Annotated in this window: 18 protein-coding genes; 8 read left to right on the top strand and 10 right to left on the bottom strand. The window is 48.8% G+C overall.

From position 1 onward, the window contains the following. Positions 1-41 precede the first annotated feature (41 nt). The 5 genes from prfA to ACTHUM_RS07200 form a co-directional block, all read right to left on the bottom strand. Positions 42-1,118, bottom strand: a complete 1,077-nt coding sequence (gene prfA, locus ACTHUM_RS07220) for a peptide chain release factor 1 (RefSeq protein ID WP_049344380.1) — start codon at positions 1,116-1,118, stop codon at positions 42-44. Between the two features lie 155 nt (positions 1,119-1,273). Then, the gene (locus ACTHUM_RS07215; RefSeq protein ID WP_070504437.1) at positions 1,274-2,542 is read right to left on the bottom strand and encodes an Nramp family divalent metal transporter; all 1,269 of its coding nucleotides are present in this window, start codon (positions 2,540-2,542) and stop codon (positions 1,274-1,276) included. 287 nt (positions 2,543-2,829) lie between these two features. Beyond that, positions 2,830-3,597, bottom strand: a complete 768-nt coding sequence (locus ACTHUM_RS07210) for a TatD family hydrolase (protein WP_150540529.1) — start codon at positions 3,595-3,597, stop codon at positions 2,830-2,832. A gap of 13 nt (positions 3,598-3,610) precedes the next feature. Next, positions 3,611-4,594 carry an asparaginase gene (locus tag ACTHUM_RS07205; protein ID WP_049344373.1) on the bottom strand — a complete coding sequence of 328 codons (984 nt, stop codon included), beginning with the start codon at positions 4,592-4,594 and terminating at the stop codon, positions 3,611-3,613. A 66-nt stretch (positions 4,595-4,660) separates the two neighbouring features. Further along, complete coding sequence (locus ACTHUM_RS07200; RefSeq protein WP_150540528.1) at positions 4,661-5,323, bottom strand: DedA family protein; 663 nt, start codon at positions 5,321-5,323, stop codon at positions 4,661-4,663. A gap of 249 nt (positions 5,324-5,572) precedes the next feature. On the opposite strand from ACTHUM_RS07200, the gene ubiD reads away from it, so the two are divergent. Further along, positions 5,573-7,051, top strand: coding sequence for a 4-hydroxy-3-polyprenylbenzoate decarboxylase (gene ubiD, locus ACTHUM_RS07195; RefSeq protein ID WP_049344369.1), 1,479 nt, complete (start codon positions 5,573-5,575; stop codon positions 7,049-7,051). Positions 7,052-7,318: 267 nt separating this feature from the next. On the opposite strand, the gene ACTHUM_RS07190 is transcribed toward ubiD, so the two are convergent. Next, the gene (locus ACTHUM_RS07190) at positions 7,319-9,412 is read right to left on the bottom strand and encodes an AsmA family protein (protein WP_070588331.1); all 2,094 of its coding nucleotides are present in this window, start codon (positions 9,410-9,412) and stop codon (positions 7,319-7,321) included. A gap of 178 nt (positions 9,413-9,590) precedes the next feature. Further along, complete coding sequence (gene rpsO / locus ACTHUM_RS07185) at positions 9,591-9,860, bottom strand: 30S ribosomal protein S15 (protein ID WP_003679932.1); 270 nt, start codon at positions 9,858-9,860, stop codon at positions 9,591-9,593. Position 9,861: 1 nt separating this feature from the next. Between rpsO and ACTHUM_RS07180 the strand changes: the two genes are divergently transcribed. Continuing rightward, positions 9,862-10,068: a hypothetical protein gene (locus tag ACTHUM_RS07180; protein ID WP_440402806.1), complete on the top strand. Its 207-nt coding sequence runs from the start codon at positions 9,862-9,864 to the stop codon at positions 10,066-10,068. Positions 10,069-10,071: 3 nt separating this feature from the next. On the opposite strand, the gene ACTHUM_RS07175 is transcribed toward ACTHUM_RS07180, so the two are convergent. Both ACTHUM_RS07175 and nirK read right to left on the bottom strand, forming a co-directional pair. Then, the gene (locus ACTHUM_RS07175; protein WP_004519388.1) at positions 10,072-10,827 is read right to left on the bottom strand and encodes a formylglycine-generating enzyme family protein; all 756 of its coding nucleotides are present in this window, start codon (positions 10,825-10,827) and stop codon (positions 10,072-10,074) included. Positions 10,828-10,999: 172 nt separating this feature from the next. Beyond that, the gene (gene nirK / locus ACTHUM_RS07170) at positions 11,000-12,169 is read right to left on the bottom strand and encodes a copper-containing nitrite reductase (RefSeq protein WP_440361146.1); all 1,170 of its coding nucleotides are present in this window, start codon (positions 12,167-12,169) and stop codon (positions 11,000-11,002) included. A 399-nt stretch (positions 12,170-12,568) separates the two neighbouring features. Between nirK and ACTHUM_RS07165 the strand changes: the two genes are divergently transcribed. From ACTHUM_RS07165 to ACTHUM_RS07155, 3 genes are all read left to right on the top strand, one after another. Then, complete coding sequence (locus ACTHUM_RS07165) at positions 12,569-14,824, top strand: nitric-oxide reductase large subunit (RefSeq protein ID WP_440361145.1); 2,256 nt, start codon at positions 12,569-12,571, stop codon at positions 14,822-14,824. A 95-nt stretch (positions 14,825-14,919) separates the two neighbouring features. Then, entirely contained in the window at positions 14,920-15,819 is a 900-nt protein-coding gene (gene prmB / locus ACTHUM_RS07160) for a 50S ribosomal protein L3 N(5)-glutamine methyltransferase (protein WP_049322128.1), read from the top strand. Between the two features lie 227 nt (positions 15,820-16,046). Then, complete coding sequence (locus ACTHUM_RS07155; protein WP_440361144.1) at positions 16,047-16,784, top strand: toxin-antitoxin system YwqK family antitoxin; 738 nt, start codon at positions 16,047-16,049, stop codon at positions 16,782-16,784. A gap of 46 nt (positions 16,785-16,830) precedes the next feature. Here ACTHUM_RS07155 and ACTHUM_RS07150 read toward each other — a convergent pair whose 3' ends face one another. Then, a complete protein-coding gene (locus ACTHUM_RS07150; protein WP_003682296.1) occupies positions 16,831-17,391 on the bottom strand; it encodes an adenine phosphoribosyltransferase in 561 nt (186 codons plus the stop codon). 168 nt (positions 17,392-17,559) lie between these two features. Here ACTHUM_RS07150 and gmk point away from each other — a divergent pair, with 168 nt between their 5' ends. From gmk to ACTHUM_RS07135, 3 genes are all read left to right on the top strand, one after another. Further along, entirely contained in the window at positions 17,560-18,177 is a 618-nt protein-coding gene (gmk, locus tag ACTHUM_RS07145) for a guanylate kinase (protein WP_003686079.1), read from the top strand. 52 nt (positions 18,178-18,229) lie between these two features. Then, positions 18,230-18,436, top strand: coding sequence for a DNA-directed RNA polymerase subunit omega (gene rpoZ / locus ACTHUM_RS07140; protein WP_003682294.1), 207 nt, complete (start codon positions 18,230-18,232; stop codon positions 18,434-18,436). Between the two features lie 106 nt (positions 18,437-18,542). After that, a partial coding sequence (locus ACTHUM_RS07135) for a RelA/SpoT family protein (RefSeq protein WP_440402805.1) occupies positions 18,543-20,143 on the top strand: 1,601 nt, incomplete at its 3' end.

The raw sequence follows: 20,143 nt of genomic DNA, 5'->3' as shown, positions 1-20,143 counted from the left end.
TCAGGCCGTCTGAAAAGTATAAACGCAATGGACCAAATCCATCAATCCCCCATTGCCGCCAAAAGCTCGGCTTGATGCTCGGCAATCAGGGCATTGGTGATTTCTTCCAAATCGCCGTCCATCACAAAATCCAGTTTGTGCAGGGTAAGGTTGATGCGGTGGTCGGTCACGCGGCCTTGCGGGTAGTTGTAGGTGCGGATGCGTTCGCTGCGGTCGCCGCTGCCGATCAGGGATTTGCGTTCGGCGGCTTCTTTGGCTTGGGCTTCGCGTTTTTGCGCGTCGTTTAAGCGGGCGGCGAGGACTTTCATCGCCTGCGCTTTGTTGGCGTGTTGGCTGCGGCCGTCTTGGCATTCGACTACCATGCCTGTCGGTAAGTGGGTAATGCGGACGGCGGAGTCGGTTTTGTTGATGTGCTGACCGCCCGCGCCGGATGCGCGGAAGGTGTCGATGCGCAGGTCGGCGGGGTTCAGTTCAATGTCTTCCAGTTCGTCCGCTTCGGGCATGACGGCAACGGTACAGGCGGAGGTGTGGATGCGGCCTTGGCTTTCGGTAGCAGGGACGCGTTGCACGCGGTGGCCGCCCGATTCAAATTTCAGACGGCTGTACGCGCCTAAGCCGATAATGCGGGCGATGACTTCTTTATAGCCGCCCAATTCGCTTTCGTTGGCGGAAACGATTTCAACCTGCCAGCGATTGCGCTCGGCGTAGCGGCTGTACATACGCAGCAAATCGCCTGCAAACAGAGCAGCTTCGTCGCCGCCGGTACCGGCACGTACCTCGATAAAGATGTTTTTATCGTCGTCGGCATCTTTTGGCAGTAGTAGTTTTTGCAATTCGGTATCGAGTTTGTCGATTTTGGCTTTGGCCGTTTCAATTTCTTCGGCAGCAAAGTCTTTCATTTCAGGGTCGGACAGCATTTCTTCGGCATCTGCCAAGTCGCTTTGCGCCAGCTGATAGTTTTGGAAGACTTCGACGACGGGCGTCAATTCGGCGTGTTCGCGCGTGAGTTTGCGGTAGTTGTCCATATCGGACGTGGCTTCAGGCTGTCCGAGCAAATGTGTGACTTCTTCTAGTCGGTCGCTGAGTTGTTGTAGTTTTTCTAAGATAGACGGCTTCATAAATTTTCCAAAATACGGATGCCGTCGGGTGGTCTGCAACGGCGAAATAAGGCGTTATTATAATGGGTTTGAATGAAAATTCAAAAAGATATGATGGATTGGAAAGGCCGTCTGAAACCTGTTTTTAAGTTTCAGACGGCCTTTTTTATATGGGCTTATTTAGGCGCAGCCAAGATGCCTGTTTGGTTCAGTAGGAATAAAACGGTAAAGCCGGTCAAATAAATCAAACCAATAATGGCGAGGAAGTTCATCCCCATGGTCAGTTTGTGGCGTTTGTCGCCTTTAACGAGGCGGTAGTTCAGCCAAGCGAATACAGGGGCGGCAACGAAGGCGGTAATCATGGCAAATTTGAGCAGTTCCGCCATTGCGCTGTTGAACCAGAAAATCACGGCCAAGCCTGAGCCTGCAACCCAGACGTTCCAAGCAAACAATTCGGCATTGCCGGTTTTGTCTTTGCCGCGCAGCAGGCGTACCGGTTCGGCAATCGCACGTGCGTAGCCGTCCACTACGGTAATGGTGGTGCCGTACATACAGGCGAAGGCGATAAATGCCACCAGCGGACGAGACCAGTCGCCGATGGTCACGGCGTACATATTAATCAGTTGGCCAACATATTTGCCGCCCGCCATTTGCACTTCCTCTCCGTTGCCGTATTGTACATATGCACCCAAGGCGAGGAAAACGACCGCCAAAATCGCGCTGGTGATATAGCCGACGTTGAAGTCGAAAATGCCGTCGCGGTAGCTGGAAGGGTTGATGCGTTGTTTTTCGGTAACCCACAAAGAGTTGATGGCGGAAATTTCAATCGGTGCAGGCATCCAGCCCATCAGTGCGATGAGGAAGCCCAAGCCTGCCAGTGTCCACGGGGTAGGCTCGATAAAGTCGGGTTTCATCTGCATGCCGCGAGACATGGCCACGGCGGCTGCGGCGACGGTGGCAATGGTCAGGCTGACGATGATGATTTTGGAAACGTTGTCCAATGCTTTATAGCGGCCGCTTGCCAAAATCAGCAGGCAGGAAACCATAATCATGACGGACACCATGCCGGCATCGAAAGTCAGCGATGGGATCGCCATTTTGACGATGGCGGCGGTAACGATGGCGACTGCACCGGCATTAATCGTTGCCGATGCAATACACAAAATCAAAAATACCCACAAATAAACGCGGCTTTTTTCGGCATAGCCCTCAATCAGGCTTTTGCCCGTGTCCAGCGTGTAATGTGCGCTGAAGCGGAAAAAAGGGTATTTGAACAGGTTGGTCAGAATGATAATCAGCGCAAGCTGCCAGCCGTAAAGTGCGCCTGCCTGCGTGGAGGCAATCAGGTGCGAGCCGCCGACTGCCGCCGAAGCCATCATGATACCCGGGCCGAGAGCATTGATTTTGCTCTTCCAGGTGGAAGCGTGTGTATGTTGTTCAGCCATAATTAGTTTCCGCCTTTTTCAGACGGCCTTATTATCAATAAAAAGCATATTTTAACGTAAATAAAAAGTTTGCCCAATAATATGCGTAATACTTTTTATCAATCAAAAGGAAAATACGGTGTTAAAAAGCCGAGATGACGGAGTGAACGATATTTTGTGCCAAAAACATTTTTCCAGACGGCCTTGTATCGCTTTTTATTCATGAACATGGGGTAGGGAGGGCTGAGTGTGTCCGTTTGGAAACGGAACGGCCGGGCGAGGCTTTTTGATGCCTTGAGGTCGGCATATTAAGGGGAAATATGGAGCAGGGAATCCACGTTTTGCTCGGTTGCTTCAGCCAGTTGTGCCAGCGGTACGCCGCGTAGTTCGGCGGCAATTTCGGCGATACGGCGGATGTTGGCCGGGGTATTGGTTTCGTGGCCGAGCATAAAGGGGCTGTCGGTTTCGAGAACAAAATCCGTGTCATCTAAGGCTTGTAAGGCGGCACGGACTTTTTTGGCATTGGGATTGAGCAGCAGCGAGCCTATGCCGATTTTGAAGCCGAGTTTCACCAAAATCCGCGCTTCTTCTACGCTGCCGGAGAAGGCGTGGACGATACCGCCTTGCGTGAAACCGGCAGTTTTGACGGCGGCGGCAATGGCGGCGGCGGCTTTCAGATTATGAATGATGACGCGGCGGTTGAGGTGTTGGGCGAGGATAAGTTGGCGGATAAAGACGTCGGTTTGTGTGTCGCGTTGCGCTTGGGTTTGCTCTTTGCCATAAAAATCCAAGCCGATTTCGCCAACCCATGCTTGCGGATGCCGGATTAATTCTTTCTCTAACTCTTGGAATGCCGCTTCGTTGAGGCCGTCTGAAAACCACGGATGAATGCCCAAAGCGATATGGATGTTTTCAGACAGCCTTTCCAACTGCGCAACGGAGTGCCAATCCTTGGGGGACGTAGCCGGTACGATGAAACGCGCCACGCCGGCGGCTTGCGCTTCGGCAAGCACGGCAGGCAGCGTGTTGGCAAGTTTAGGGTCGGCAAGATGACAGTGGGTGTCGGTGAAAGTCATGTTAAATGGCGGTTTACAGCAGATTTAATTGTCGCAATTCTTGTTGCACCTTATCCGCATTCCAGTCATGGGATACGGCAAGGGTCATCAGCGCAGTGGCGGTTTCGAGATTGCATTTGCCACCGTTGATGATACCTGCCTGACGCAAAGCATCGCCTTGGGCATAGACGGCAGCGGCGCAACCTTGCGGTACTTGGCTGATGTTGAGCAGCAATTTGCCTTGTTGCGTAAAGGCTTGGACAGCTCGGACAAACGCATCGTTGCTCGGCGCATTGCCGTGGCCGTAGCTTTGCAGAATCAGGGCTTGGGCGCAAAGGTGGGGCAGGTCGTCTGAAAGTTCTTGCGCGGCATAACCGGGAATCAGCGTGCGGACGGAAACTTTGGCTTCAGGATTTGGAAGACGCGGATTGAGGTCGTTTGAATGTTGGGTCGGGGCGATACGGATATTGTGCCAACCTTTGTTTTCCTCCCATTCGGCGAGCGCGCCAAAATGCAGGTTGTCAAAACCAGCGGCAGTCTCGGTGCTGACTTTACTGCTGCCGACGGCGGGGAAGAGCTTGCCGTCAAAGGCAATCGCCACTTGTTTGAGCTTGAGCGAGAAAGCGGAAACGGCAGTGGCCAGGTTGCGTGGCGCATCGCTGTTGGCGGCATCGTAAGGCCATTGCGAGCCGGTCAGGATAACGGGTTTGTCCAAACCTTGCAGCGAAAGGGCGAAGAGGTTGGCGGTGTATGCCATGGTATCCGTGCCGTGCAACACCAAAATGCCGTCATAGTCAGGCAGTTTGGCGATAATAAGCTCCAGCCAGTCGCGTTGGTTTTGCAGCGTTACCGCGGAAGAATCGATGAGCGGCTGACAAACGTGCCATTCGAAATCAAGGCCGTCTGAAAAGGGGGCGAGGGCTTTATCGACGAGAGCGGTATCGGGACGCAGGCCGGCGCTGCTTTGGGTCATGCCGATGGTACCACCGGTGTAGAGGACGAAGATTTTTTGTTTCATGGTGTTTCTGATGAATGATTGAGGCCGTCTGAAAGCGGAGAAGTGTTTCAGACGGCCTGGAATGGTTTATTGATTGGTTTGTTTTTTTGCTTTTGCCGCGCGTTTTTCGTGTAATTTTTCACGGAAGAAGGTGTGGCGGCGGTGTTTTCTCCACCAAATCCAGCCGACGATGACTGCGCCGATGCCCAGTACGGTAAAGATACCGGATTGCAGGCTATGCATTTTTTTCATCAGCCAGTCGGTATTGCGTGCGCCGTATTCGCCCAGATAAATCCAAACCGGAACGGAAATCAGCGCGGCCAAGCCGTCCATCAGGATAAAACGTAGGTAGGAAACCTTGCGGCTGATACCAGCGGTCACGAAAACGGCAGTACGCAGGCCGGGCAGGAAACGGGCGACGAATAAAACCCAGTTGCCGTATTTGTCGAATTTTTCCTGTACTTGGGCATAGCGTTTGGGTGTCATCACGCGCGCAATCGGTTTGAATTTAAGGATTTTTTGTCCCCAAATCCGGCCGGCCGCAAACATAAAGCCGTCGCCTACCAATACGCCGAGCATGCCGACGGCAAACATAATATGCGAGTTGGTATAACCCAGGCCGGAAATCACACCGCCGGTTACCAGCGTCAAATCTTCAGGAATCGGCACGCCGAAGCCGCAAATAACCAAAACGAAAAACACGGCCGCATAGCCGTATTCAACGAAAAAAGATTCTAAAATTGCAAACATGGCCGCCGTCCCACGATAAATATTGATTGATGACTGGATTAAGTTGGAATTTTACCAAAGATAAGGCCGTCTGAAAGCAATCACAAGCAGATATTGTTTAAATTTGACGGTAGTTTGCAAAAAATCTAGAAATTCGGGCGTGGAAAGTTGGGATTTGAACAGATTTGGCAGGTACAATAGCCGCTGGTTTATCTTTCAAACCCGAAATGGCAGTCTGTTTTCAGACGGACTGTTCAGGAAAATGAAATCATGAAATACAGAGATCTGCGAGAATTTATCGCCGGATTGGAAGCTGATGGCAAACTCAAGCGCATTCAGCATCCGGTGTCGCCGCATTTGGAAATGACCGAAATCGCCGACCGCGTGCTGCGTGCCGAAGGGCCGGCGTTGTTGTTTGAAAACCCGATTAAGCCTGATGGTACGCGTTATGATTATCCCGTCTTGGCGAATCTGTTCGGCACGCCCGAACGCGTGGCACTGGGCATGGGTGCGGACAGTGTGTCCAAGCTGCGTGAAATCGGGCAGACGTTGGCGTATCTGAAAGAACCCGAACCGCCTAAAGGCATCAAAGACGCATTTTCTAAACTGCCGTTGCTGAAAGACATTTGGAGCATGGCGCCGAACGTGGTGAAAAATGCGCCGTGTCAGGAAATCGTGCGGGAAGGTGAGGACGTTGATTTGTATAAACTTCCGATTCAGCATTGCTGGCCGGAAGACGTTGCGCCACTGGTAACGTGGGGCTTGACCGTTACGCGCGGACCAAACAAAAAACGCCAAAATCTCGGTATTTACCGTCAGCAACTAATCGGCAAAAATAAGCTGATTATGCGTTGGCTGTCGCATCGCGGCGGCGCGTTGGATTATCAGGAATTCCGCAAACTCAATCCCGATACGCCGTATCCCGTCGCCGTCGTGCTTGGCTGCGACCCTGCCACCATTTTGGGCGCGGTAACGCCCGTTCCCGATACCTTGAGCGAATACCAATTTGCCGGACTGTTGCGCGGTTCGCGGACGGAGCTGGTGAAATGTATCGGCAATGATTTGCAAGTGCCCGCACGCGCTGAAATCGTGCTGGAAGGCGTCATCCATCCGAACGAAACCGCGTTGGAAGGCCCATACGGCGACCACACGGGCTATTACAACGAGCAGGACCATTTCCCCGTGTTCACGGTCGAGCGCATCACCATGCGCGAAAACCCGATTTACCACTCCACCTACACAGGTAAACCGCCCGATGAACCCGCCGTTTTGGGCGTGGCATTGAACGAAGTGTTCGTACCGCTTTTGCAAAAGCAGTTCCCTGAAATCACTGATTTTTACCTGCCGCCCGAAGGCTGCTCCTACCGCATGGCGGTGGTGAGTATGAAAAAACAGTACGCCGGACACGCCAAGCGCGTGATGATGGGCTGCTGGTCGTTCCTGCGCCAATTTATGTACACCAAATTCATCATCGTGGTTGATGACGATGTGAACGTGCGCGACTGGAAAGAAGTCATCTGGGCGGTCACCACGCGCATGGACCCTGTACGCGACACTGTTTTGGTAGAAAATACGCCCATCGATTATCTCGACTTCGCCAGCCCTGTCAGCGGACTCGGCGGCAAAATGGGTTTGGATGCGACCAACAAATGGCCGGGTGAAACCGACCGCGAATGGGGGCGTGTGATCAAAAAAGACCCTGCCGTTACGGCCAAAATCGATCAGATTTGGGAGCGTTTGGGTTTGTAGATGTCGGATTTATTGGAATTTCTACTTCAAATATTGATGGAAATAATTGGGTCTATGTTTGAGGGTACGGTAGAAATATTGAAGCTCGATTGGAGAAAAAGAAAACTCTCCAAAAAAGGCTTGATAATGTTGGCCATATGGTTTGCCATCATTGTTGCACTGATTGTGTATATGGTCATTCCCCAATAAACATCTTATTCTGACAATGTATCTGTTAAAAGGCCGTCTGAAACTTTTTGGGTTTCAGACGGCCTTTAATTTGAAAATTTAGCGTGGTTTGAGCCACTTCCATTGTTCTTGTATGGTTTCTTGCAGGGCTTTTTGTTTTTCTGCAGGTGTGTTCATGCCATTGGTTAAGCGGCTGTAATCGAGGGTAATGGAAGGGTTTTGTACGGTACCGCCGATTTTGAGGGGAATCGGTTTGTTTTTAGGTTGCAGTACGTTGCTTATAAGCAGGTTTTCCGATAGCTTTTGGGTATTTAAATCGGTATAGCCGCTGCTGACAACGTGCAGGCTGTCAGAAAACAGTTCGGTGTTGATATGATGGCTGATGCCTTTCTCGATTTCGCTATTGAGGATGAAATGATGGAAAGGGGTTTTGAGGTTGCTGTTGTCGATTTTTTCCGAAGAGATGCCGTTTTTCAGAATGCTGTCCATATCGATGCCGTGCCATGCACCGTTGGTAATATCGAGAAGCAGGCTGCCGTTTAAGGCTTGTATCATTTGGGCACGGTCATTGCCGGTAGTTTTAATGTCGATAACGGCGTCGCCGCTGCCGCTGAAGCTGTGGAAACCGAACAGGTCTTGCAGCAGCGGCTGAATTTGTATGCCTTTTGCGTTTTGCTGAAGGTGGTAGGAAGCAGGTTGGGTTGCCGCAATACTCAGGCCTCCCTCGGTTTTGCCGCCATAAAGCCCGGCTTTGAAACGGTGTAGGGCTATATGTTCTTTATCGGCGGTGAGCAGGGATTCGATGTTTTCTAATTGCAGACCGGCAGTTTGAATGCTGCCGATTTGGAGGTTGGCCTCAATGTCGGGCAACCAGGATTTGGCCAGCAGGGAAGGAAGATTCAGTGATGGCTGGGTTTTCAGATCTTCCAAGTAAGGGGTCAGATTGAGTTTTTGTAAGGCGATACCGGCGTCAAGGTGCGGGCGCGGCTGGGCATCGCGTTGGTATTTAAAGGCCAAGGCGAGGGCTTGTCTGTCAAATGCGCCTTTCAGACGGCCTTCCCATGTATTGAGGCTGAAATTGGCCTGTCCTTCGAGTGTACTGATGAATCGGGGGCGGGGAAGGCGGTTGATGGTGTCTTGCAGGGTGCTGAGGTGCAGTTTGGGCGCATCAATGCCTTTGCCTTTTTGCCAAACCAATGGGCTGGAAAAGGTAAAGTTGGTTTGGAGTCGGTCGTTTTTATGGCTGCCTTTGAGTTCAAAATTGGCGGCGGTCAAAACGGTTGCGTAGAGGTTGGCTTTGTCCAGTTTGAATGAACCGTCCCATTGGTTGTTTTCACTGCCGGCGGTCAATGCGCCGTTGAGTGTGTTGAGGTGCAAATAGCCGTTTTTAAACTGCAAGAGGGGCGAGCGTGCGTTGATATGCAAGTTTTGATAGCCGCTTTCAGCTTGCAGATTGAAGTCGCGGAAAAGGGCGGTTTGGTTTTGCCAATTAAGGCTGCCTGCGATTTGGGCATCCAGCTTGTTTTTGAGTAATACGGTTTGCAGGTTTAATTTGAGGGCGGGAACGCTCCAGCCGGCATCATCTTGTACAAGATGGCCGGCCCCTTGCCAACTGATGGGGTTGCCTATGTTTTGCAGTGTGCCGCTGATATCGAATGGACGGCCGTCTGAATCGGCTCTGCGCAGGGAAAATTGCAGATCGTTTAAGGCAATATCTTGTTCTTTATTGTGGTAACGGATGCTGCCGTTATTGATGATGATGCGGTTGAGCTGAAAACTTTCTTTTGACGATGGGTCTTGTTGCAGGCAGGCGGGCAGATGGTGTTTTGAGTCCAGTGTCAGTGTCGGGTTTAAAAGAATCCATTTCTCAAGTATGGGCGCATCCGACCATAGGCTGCTCCAACCAAAGCCCATTTCGGACTCAGCGATGTTCAGCGTCGGCGTGTCAGGTTCGGAAGAGGAAAGGCTGAGGTCTTTTAAAATCAGCGTAGGGCGCGGTAGCCATTTTCTGCTGATATTGGCGTTGTATTTGACTTGGCAGCCATGGGCAGAAAAGTTTTTCTGTATGAATGCGTCGATGTTTTCTGTATTGAATATGCGGAACATTAAGGCACTCAATACCGCCGCGAGGCATAAAAGCACGGCAATGCTGAAAACCAGGGATTTCAGCCAAAATTTTCCTGAGTGCAACATGGAATGAACAGACAATTCAGATTCTCGCTTTGATGGGAGCTTTAAGGAGTGATTGGAAGTTTAAGCCTTGCTGCTTAAGCGTGTGGAAGTATAACACAGAGCGTGGGCCTGTGTTTCAGACGGCATCGGTATGTTAATAAAAAACACCGCCCGAAGGCGGTGTTGATTTAAGCATAAATTATTTACGCAGACCCAGGCGGGTAATCAGTGTACGGTAAGTATCAGGCTGAGTACGACGCAGGTAAGACAATAGGCGACGACGTTGGCTAACCATTTTCAACAGGCCGCGACGGCTGTGGTGGTCTTTAGGGTTGGCTTTGAAGTGAGGAGTCAGGTCGTTGATGCGGAAAGTCAACAGAGCGACTTGTACTTCAGAAGAGCCGGTATCGCCTTCTTTGCGTTGGAAATCTTTAACAATTTGTGCTTTTTGTTCTACGGTCAATGCCATGATGGATAACTCCGAAAATAAAAGAACCTTTTCAGGTTCGGACAAGTTTGCCAAGCCAAACGACCTAAGCAAACTCCTAAGTGCCTTTTTAGAAAGACGGGCGGATTATGCCACAATTTGTCTTTGTGCGCCATATCTTTTCAGACGGCCAAAAAAAGCGGCGATACCTTTCAGTACCGCCAAAGCTGCTTTGGTGATAAAAAACTAAACTTTATTTGCTCGCACAGCGGAAGCCCAAGTTATTTAAAACATATTTGGACTGTAGGCTGGTGCGGATGCCGTAGCGTAAGAATGCCGCATAGTTGGACGGGTCGCTTGAGCCTACGGATGCGCCGCTACAGAACATTTGTGTGTTGGACGAGCCGGCAGAGAGTTGGCTGCTGTTGAAGTCTTCAGTCCATTCCCAAATCAGGCCGTGCATATCGTATACGCCCCAGTAGTTGGGTTTGTTTTTACCGATGTCGTGCAGGCCGTTTCGGCCGCCGTCTGCATACCAATCCAAGATGGTGCGGTTGTAGCCGGGTTCGGCAGAGCCATCTTTTTGAGTGGTAGAAGCCAAGCCTGCAAATTCCCACTCGTCAATAGTCGGCAGGCGTTTGCCTTTGGAAACGCAGTAGGCATTGGCGGCAAACCATGAAACATTAGTTACCGGATGTTTGAGTTCGCTGGCTTTAGGCGCATAACTGTTGCTGCCGTTTTTTACCCAATGTTTCAGGTAAGCTTTTTCAGCTTGTTTAGAGCTGATTTTGTCTTTTTGCCATTGTGGATGTGTTTTCAAAAATTCGGCGAATTCGGCATTGGTTACAGGATATTTATCAAGTTGGAAGGGCTTGACTTTAATAAGGGAAGTCTCTTTTTTAAGATAGAGAGGGCGATAGCTGCCTCCTTCGATTTTTACCATTTCGGCTGCAAATGTATTGCCGCAGATTAAGGCACTGCCTAAGAGGAGGAGTCGTATGAGTTTCATGGTACGCCCTTATTATCGATTGAAACAGAAAATTTATTTTTAAGATAGCCTAATCATAACAAGGCCGTCTGAAAAATCAATCTGTCTGATTGAATAGGAAGATTAATTGTGATGGAAGCCACTGCGACTCTAAGAGAAGAGTAGCAGTGGCTTGGCGTATTAAACCGAGGGATTATTTAGCGGCTTCAGAAGCAGCAGGTGCGGCAGACGCAGCGGCTGGGGCAGAAGCAGCAGCACCGGCAGGTTGGTAAGCGGTGTCGCTCAGTTTTTTGGTCATGATTTCAGGGTTTTCATCACCCTCAACTTTCAATTGACCCAAAGCACCTTTGTTGAACGCACGGAAGATAGAGTGGTCAACCACAGTGTAGCTGCCTGGAATGTCGACTTTGAATTCGATCATCGCTGCGCCACCGGCAGGAATCAGAGTACTTTGTACGTTTTCATTAATCAGTTTACCACCTTCAACATATACTTTGTCGAAGATTTCGCCGATAACGTGGAAAGAAGATACCAAGTTAGGACCACCGTTACCAACGTACATACGAACAGTTTCACCAGCTTTAGCTTTCAGAGCGTTGTCGCCGGCGATAGAGCCCACGTGGCCGTTGAATACAACGTATTCAGGTTGTTCAGCAATCGCTTTATCCATATCGAAAGGTTGCAGGCCTTGAGCACCTTTTTTACCTTTAGTATAGAAGTCACCTTGTACGATGTAGAACTCTTTGTCCACTTTAGGCAGACCTTCTTTAGGTTCAACCAAGATCAAACCGTACATACCGTTGGCGATGTGCATACCGACAGGAGCAACGGCACAGTGGTAAATGTACAAACCGGCTTGCAGAGCTTTAAAGCTGAAAGTAGAAGTGTGGCCTGGGGCAGTGAAAGAAGCTTCTGCACCACCGCCTTGACCGGTAGCAGCGTGGAAGTCAACGTTGTGAGGAACGGTAGAAGAAGGATTGTTAGAGAATTCTACTTCTACGGTATCGCCTTCGCGTACACGGATCATTTGGCCCGGAACGTCGCCGTTGAATGTCCAATAGTGGTATTCAACACCGTCTTCCATAGTCATGGTTTTTTCGACGGTTTCCATTTTAACGCGTACTTTAGCCGGATGATCGCGATCGATTGCAGGTGGAACTTCCGGAGCGTGAGTCATGATGGCATCGACTACAGGCAATTCTGAAGAAGGAGTCTCGGCAGCAGCTTGTGAGTCAGAAGCAGCAGCAGGGGCTTCGGCAGAAGCGGTGGCAGCCGGAGTTTCAGCTGGTTTAGCAGCTTGTTCGCCGCATGCGGCCAGTGCAAATACAGAAGCGATAAGTGCAGCTAAGGTTTGGCGTTTCATGTTTAAAGTTTCCTTATTGTAAGAAAAGTTAAGTATCCTGATAGGATGGTTTGAAATTTTGTATGATTATGTAGGCGCTTGTTTGGGTGCATTTTGACATAAATCAAATTGTTCAATGAATATGAATCTTTTAATCCTTAAATACTCCTTTAGTAGTATAAAAAACTAAACCGAAAAGTTTATTTTTGTGTGAAAATGTTAGTGTGGGCTTAACACAAAATATAACAAAGGAGGAGTTATACAGGATAATAGGAATCAATATCATGTAAGTTAATGGTTTTAAAGGAATATTATTGACAAAATATTTCTTTACTTTTAAAACCGTGATACAATCTTTAACATTCATATTTGATGAATTAATACCCAACCACTTTTTACCAAAATCAAGGAGTACTCAAAATGGGACAGTACAAGAAGCTTTGGTACTTGCTGTTTGCCGTACTGGCAGTATGCTTTACCATTCTTGGTTATATGGGTAGCGAGGTCTATAAAAAGGCTCCGCCATACCCTGAACAAGTCGTTTCTGCATCCGGCAAAGTCCTGATGACCAAAGACGATATTTTGGCAGGTCAATCTGCATGGCAAACTACCGGCGGTATGGAAGTTGGCTCTGTATTGGGTCACGGTGCATACCAAGCTCCGGACTGGACTGCCGACTGGCTGCACCGCGAGCTGGTTGCATGGTTGGATCTGACTGCGCAAGAAACTTACGGCAAAAAATTTGACGAAGTTTCTCCTGAGGAACAAGCTGTTCTGAAAACCCGTTTGGCTGACGAATACCGCAACCAAAGCCGTATTAAGGAAGACGGTTCTGTCGTTATCAGCGATACCCGCGTGAAAGCGATCGAAAGCATTCTGCCTTACTACCACGGCGTGTACAGCGACGATCCTAAGTTCCAAACCACTCGCGAACACTTTGCAATGAAAAACAACACATTGCCAAGCCAAGAAGCGCGTGAAAAACTGTTCAACTTCTTCTTCTGGACTTCTTGGTCTGCTTCGGCCAACCGTCCTGACGAGAACTTCACTTACACCAACAACTGGCCGCACGAGCCTTTGATCAACAACGTACCGACTACTGAAAACTACATGTGGTCTTTCACCAGCGTGGTATTGTTGCTGATGGGTATCGGCTTGCTGATGTGGGGTTACTCTTTCTTGACCAAACACGAAGAGGTTGAAGTACCTACTGAGGATCCTATTTCCAAAGTACAACTGACTCCTTCTCAAAAAGCGTTGGGCAAATATGTATTCCTGACTGTTGCGCTGTTTGTCGTACAAGTACTGTTGGGTGGTTTGACCGCTCACTATACTGTCGAAGGTCAAGGTTTCTACGGTATCGATACCGCCTTGGGCTTTGAAATGGCCGACTGGTTCCCATACGCACTGACCCGTACTTGGCACATCCAATCCGCTATTTTCTGGATTGCAACCGGCTTCCTGACAGCAGGTCTGTTCTTGGCTCCGATTGTGAACGGCGGTAAAGATCCTAAATTCCAACGTGCCGGTGTGAACTTCCTGTACATCGCCCTGTTCATCGTAGTTGGCGGTTCTTATGCAGGTAACTTCTTTGCTTTGACCCACATCATTCCGCCTGAGCTGAACTTCTGGTTCGGTCACCAAGGTTACGAATACTTGGATTTGGGTCGCTTCTGGCAATTGTTGCTGATGGTCGGCTTGCTGTTGTGGCTGTTCCTGATGCTGCGTTGTACTATCTCTGCCTTTAAAGAAAAAGGTACAGACAAAAACCTGTTGGCTATCTTCGTAGCTTCTATGGTCGGTGTGGGTGTGTTCTATGCTCCTGGCCTGTTCTACGGTGAAAAATCTCCAATCGCTGTGATGGAATACTGGCGTTGGTGGGTGGTTCACTTGTGGGTAGAAGGTTTCTTCGAAGTGTTCGCTACTGCCGCCTTCGCATTCATCTTCTATAACATGGGCTTTGTCCGCCGTAGTACTGCCACTGCTTCTACTTTGGCTGCTGCTGCCATCTTCATGTTGGGCGGTATTCCAGGTACATTGCACCACTTGTACTTCTCCGGCTCTACCTCTGCTTCTATGGCAATCGGTGCATGTTTCTCCGCTTTGGAAGTTGTACCTTTGGTTCTGCTGGGTCGTGAAGCTTACGAACACTGGTCTTACCAACATCTGTCCGACTGGGCGAAACGTCTGCGTTGGCCTCTGATGTGCTTCGTAGCAGTTGCCTTCTGGAACATGATCGGTGCCGGCGTATTCGGCTTCCTGATTAACCCGCCGATTTCCCTGTTCTACATCCAAGGTCTGAACACTACTGCAGTTCACGCTCACGCGGCTCTGTTTGGTGTGTATGGTTTCTTGGCTCTGGGCTTCGTATTGCTGGTTGCACGTTACCTGAAACCTAATGCTCAATTTGACGACAAACTGATGACTTGGGCATTCTGGCTGCTGAACGGCGGTCTGGTGGGTATGATTGCCATCAGCCTGTTGCCGGTTGGCGTGATTCAAGCTTACGCTTCTATCACTCACGGTCTGTGGTATGCACGTAGCGAAGAATTCCTGCAAATGGAAATTCTGGATACCCTGCGTTGGGTTCGTACCGCTGCTGACTTGATCTTTATCGGTGGTGCTGTCTGCGTTGCTATCCAAGCTACCAAAATCGTATTCAGCCGCGATAAATAATCTTAAGCTGAATTAAATCGAAGGCCGTCTGAAAAGTTTTCAGACGGCCTTTCTGTTATAATTTCAATATTCTTAAATCGACAAGACAAAACATTATGTTTAAGCAAGCTGCTCAAGAGCTGACCACTGTTCGCGATTTATTGCGTTTCGCCGTTAGCCGTTTTAACGATGCCGGACTGTTTTTCGGACACGGAAGCGATAATGCCCATGACGAGGCAGCCTATCTAATTTTGCACACTTTGAATCTGCCTTTGGATACATTGGAGCCTTATTTGGATGCCAAATTGTTGCAAAGTGAGAAGGAAGAGGTATTGTCCATTCTCGAACGCCGCGCAGTGGAGCATATTCCTGCCGCGTATCTGACACATCAAGCATGGCAGGGCGAGTTTGATTTTTATGTCGATGAGCGCGTCATCGTGCCTCGTTCTTTTATTTATGAATTGCTTGGCGACGGTATCCGTCCTTGGATTGAACATGATGAGTTGGTGCATCGAGCTTTGGATTTGTGTACCGGTAGTGGCTGCTTGGCCATTCAAATGGCGCACCACTATCCTGATGCACAAATCGATGCCGTAGATTTGAGCTTAGATGCTTTGGAAGTAGCGGCCATCAATATCGAAGATTATGGCTTGGAAGACCGTATCAGCTTGGTGCATACCGATTTGTTTGAAGGTTTGGATGAAACCTACGACTTAATTGTTTCCAATCCGCCTTATGTTGATGCGGAATCTGTGGAAGCGTTGCCTGATGAATACCTACATGAGCCGGAATTGGCTTTGGGCAGCGGAGAAGATGGTTTGGATGCTACACGCCAAATCATTTTGCAGGCTGCGAAATATTTGAATCCGAAAGGTGTATTGCTGGTTGAAATCGGCCATAACCGCGAAGTATTGGAGGCGGCTTATCCGGAATTGCCGTTTACTTGGTTGGAAACCAGCGGTGGCGACGGGTTTGTATTCTTATTGACCCGTGAGCAATTGTTGGGTGAAGAATAGTTTATTGTGATGTAAATAAAACAAAGGCCGTCTGAAAAAAATTCAGACGGCCTCTGTTTTGTAATGTCTTTAATGTTTTAAGAAAATACAAACGCCTATGGTATGCTGAATATGAAATCCAAGCAGGGTTTGAAACTATGGCTTATAATATTCGTCATAGATTTAAATGCCGGTAGATTTTTATTACTGACTTTTTGTAGAACATATACTGCCAAAAACCCAATATTATGAATAATTTTTTAAAATCAGGCCTGTTGGCTGCTGTTTTATTCAGTACGCCCGTTGTCGCTTTTGCCCAGCAATATACCGTTTATTTCAATCAAAACGGTAAACTGACGGCAACCATGCCTTCGGTTGCTTATGTCCGCCAATACAAAATTGCGGCAGGCAAGGCGCAGGTTCAGGATTTTTACTATCCATCAATGAAAAAATATTCTGATCCGTACGAGATACCTGCTGGTCAGATCAAGGTTTTTGTGCCGGCTTTGGATAATGGCACGCTGACTCTATGGCATTTTAACGGGCAGAAAAAGATGGTTGGCAGCTATCGCAACGGCAAACCGCATGGCGAATGGGTCAACTGGTATCCAAACGGTAAAAAATCTGCGGTGATGCCTTATCAAAATGGCCTGAGTGAGGGCGTGGGTTCCCGCTATTACCGAAATGGTGTGAAAGAAAGCGAAATTCAGTTTAAGCATGATAAAGCCAATGGCCATTGGAAACAATGGTATTCAGACGGCAGTCCGAAAACTGAAATGATGATGAGCAATGACAAACCGACGGAGATCATCAGTTGGGATGAAAATGGCCGCATCGTGTCTGAATTGAGTATTCGCAACGGTAAACGCAGCGGCATCATTTTGGATTGGTATGATGATGGTGCGAAGAAATCTGAGCTGGTTTATAAAGACGACCAGTTGGTGAAAAAAACTTTTTGGGATACGGACGGATACGTTCTCGAATAATTTTGATTATAAAAAACCGCAGGCTGATCGGCTTGCGGTTTTTTTATTACATACAGCCTTTGTTTTGGCACAGGGTAAATAATGGCGCGCCGCTTTCACGAATTTTTTTGCCGCCGTCCAAGTCGGTAAATTCCAAAATGGCAGCCGCTTCGATTACTTCACCGCCCAATTTTCGGATCAGCTCGACACCTGCGAGCATTGTGCCGCCGGTTGCCACCAAATCATCTACCAACAAAACGCGTGCGCCCGGCTTGATGGCGTCAGTATGGATTTCTACCGTTGCTTCGCCATATTCCAAAGCGTAACTTTGAGAAACCGTATCAAAAGGTAGTTTGCCTTTTTTGCGGATAGGGACAAAGCCGACGTTCAGCTGATAGGCCAAAGCCGCGCCAATGATGAAGCCGCGCGCATCCAAGCCCGCAACGACATCAACTTTTTGCCCCATATAGCGGTAAACCAGTAAATCGACCAGCAGGCGGAAATATTCTGCGCTTTGCAAAACGGGAGTAATGTCATGAAACAAAATCCCTTTTTGCGGCCAGTTTTCAATTTTACGGATTTTGTCCGCCAAAGCCTCTACGCCCATTACTTCAGGATGAATCAACATCTCGACATTCCGAAATCAAAAAGTTTTTAACACGATATTGTAGCGGTCATATGCGGACTTGCCAAATTAATCGATACAATAGCCAAATTTTGCAACATGCCGTCTGAAATTCCGAGAAACATTGTGTTGTGTTATAATTTACAGATACATACCATCGGCTGAACCACCATGCAAAATCATAAAAAAGGCAATATTTACATCATTTCTGCCGCTTCCGGCACAGGTAAAACGACCTTGGTGTCACGCCTGTTGAAAAATCATGACGACATCCGTGTTTCTATTTCTCATACTACGCGCCAGCCGCGTGAGGGTGAGGCACATGGTGTGCATTACCACTTTGTTCCCAAAGAAGAATTTGAATCGCTGATTGAGCAAAGAGCCTTTTTGGAACACGCCAATGTGTTCGGTAATTATTACGGCACCAGCATCGCCGGCGTAAATTCGTTGAGCGAAGAGGGCTATGACGTAATTTTGGAAATTGATGTGCAAGGTGCGGCGCAAGTGCGTAAATCGTTGCCTGAAGCCAGCAGTATTTTTATCCTGCCGCCTTCCTTTGAAGTATTGGCGCAACGGTTGATCGGCCGTGGTACAGACAGCGAAGAAGTTATTCAAACACGCCTTTCAAAAGCCCGTCATGAGATTGAGCAATCCGTTTTGTTCGATTACGTCGTTGTGAATGACGATCTGGATCGCGCCGAAGCCGATTTGTTCCACATTATTAAAGCAGGCCGTCTGAAAAAATCCTCTCAACAGGGATTTATTTCAAACCTGTTGGAAAATTCGTAAAAAACAGCGAAAATAAACGTTTATTTGAAACATAGAAAGAAAGCAAGCAAACATGGCCCGTATTACTACTGAAGACTGCACAGGTAAAATCCCTAACCACTTCGACCTTACCCTCGTTGCCGCCCGTCGTGCACGCCAGCTCGAAAACGGCAATACGCCATTGGTTGACGACATCCGCAACAACAAACCAACCGTAACCGCCCTGCGCGAAATCGCAGCCGGACAAATCGGAACCGAGCTGCTGACCCGCAACAAATAAACCAACCGGCAAACCGATAAAACCGTCGTGCGGACTGTATCGGTGCAATATAACAACCGATACAGTCTGACGGCTTAAAAAAATAGCCATAAAAGGCCGTCTGAAAATGCCAGCCCCACTGCCTACCGCCCCCTATGATCCGTTGACAGCAGAAGCGCGCGAGCTTTTGTTTCGCACCGCATCCTATCTCAATACCAATGAGCAGGCCGAGCTTGAAAGAGCCGTTGCCTACGCTTTCCACGCCCATGACGGACAAACCCGTAAAAGCGGCGAACCCTACATCACCCATCCCCTTGCCGTTGCCACGCAGCTTGCGATTTGGCACATGGATGTTCAAGGCCTCTGCGCAGGCGTTATGCACGATGTATTGGAAGATACGGGTGTAACCAAAGTCGAAATGGCGGCAGAATTCGGCGATACCATTGCCGAAATGGTAGACGGTCTCTCCAAACTAGAAAAACTCAAATTCGAAGATCATGCCGAGCATCAGGCGGAAAGTTTCCGCAAACTTATCCTCGCCATGACTAAAGACGTGCGCGTCATCGTCGTCAAACTGGCCGACCGATTGCACAATATGCGCACCCTTGGCTCTATGCGTCCGGAAAAACGCCGCCGCATCGCCAAAGAAACCCTCGAAATCTATGCTCAAATCGCCAACCGCATTGGCCTGAACAATGCGTATCAAGAGCTTCAAGACTTATCGTTCCAAAATCTCCACCCAAGACGCTACGAAACCCTGAAAAAAGCCATGAACAACAGTCGCAAAAATCGCCGCGATGTTGTCGGCAAAGTGTTGCGTGCATTTGGTCAGCGTTTGGTCGGTGTCAATATTGAAGCCAAAATCAAAGGCCGCGAGAAAAACTTATACAGCATCCATCAAAAAATGCAGGCTAAAAAGCTGCGTTTTGCCGAAGTGATGGATATTTACGGCTTTCGGGTCATCGTAAACAACATTCCTGCCTGTTATGCCGCGTTGGGCGCATTACATAATTTATACCACCCCAAGCCCGGCCGTTTTAAAGACTATATCGCCATTCCGAAAAGCAACGGCTACCAAAGCCTGCACACGACCTTGGTCGGCCCTTACGGTTTGCCGATCGAAGTGCAAATCCGTACGCGTGAAATGGACGCTGTGGCTGAGGGTGGTATTGCCGGCCATTGGATTTACAAATCCGGTGAAAATACTCCGGACCAAGCCGTCCTCCATATGAACCGATGGATGAAAAATATTCTTGACCTGCAAGCCAGCAGCTCAAATGCCATCGAGTTTCTGGAGCATGTCAAAGTCGATTTGTTTCCTAACGAAGTCTATATCGTTACCCCGAAAGGCGATATCCTTACCTTGCCTAAAGGGGCGACACCGATTGACTTTGCCTATGCCGTTCACACCAATATCGGTCATAAAACCGTTGCCGCGCGTATCAATAACGTCATGATGCCGTTGCGCACCAAGCTGAAAACTGGCGATACGGTAGAAATCATTACTTCCGAGCACGCCAAGCCTAATGTAGCATGGCTGAACTTTACCGTTTCCAGCCGTGCGCGCAGCGCCATCCGCCAATACATTAAAAATCTGAATCGTCACGATGCCGTTGTTTTGGGTGAGAACCTGCTGCAAAAAGCTTTATCCAGCCTGTTGCCTAAAGACATCCTGCTTTCAGACGACCTCAAAGAAAAATACCTTGCCGATTTGAATACCAAACAAAC

The organism is Neisseria sp. P0021.S006, assembly GCF_051956895.1.
Note: the sequence above shows the minus strand (reverse complement) of the source record. Positions and strands in the feature narration are given on the sequence as shown.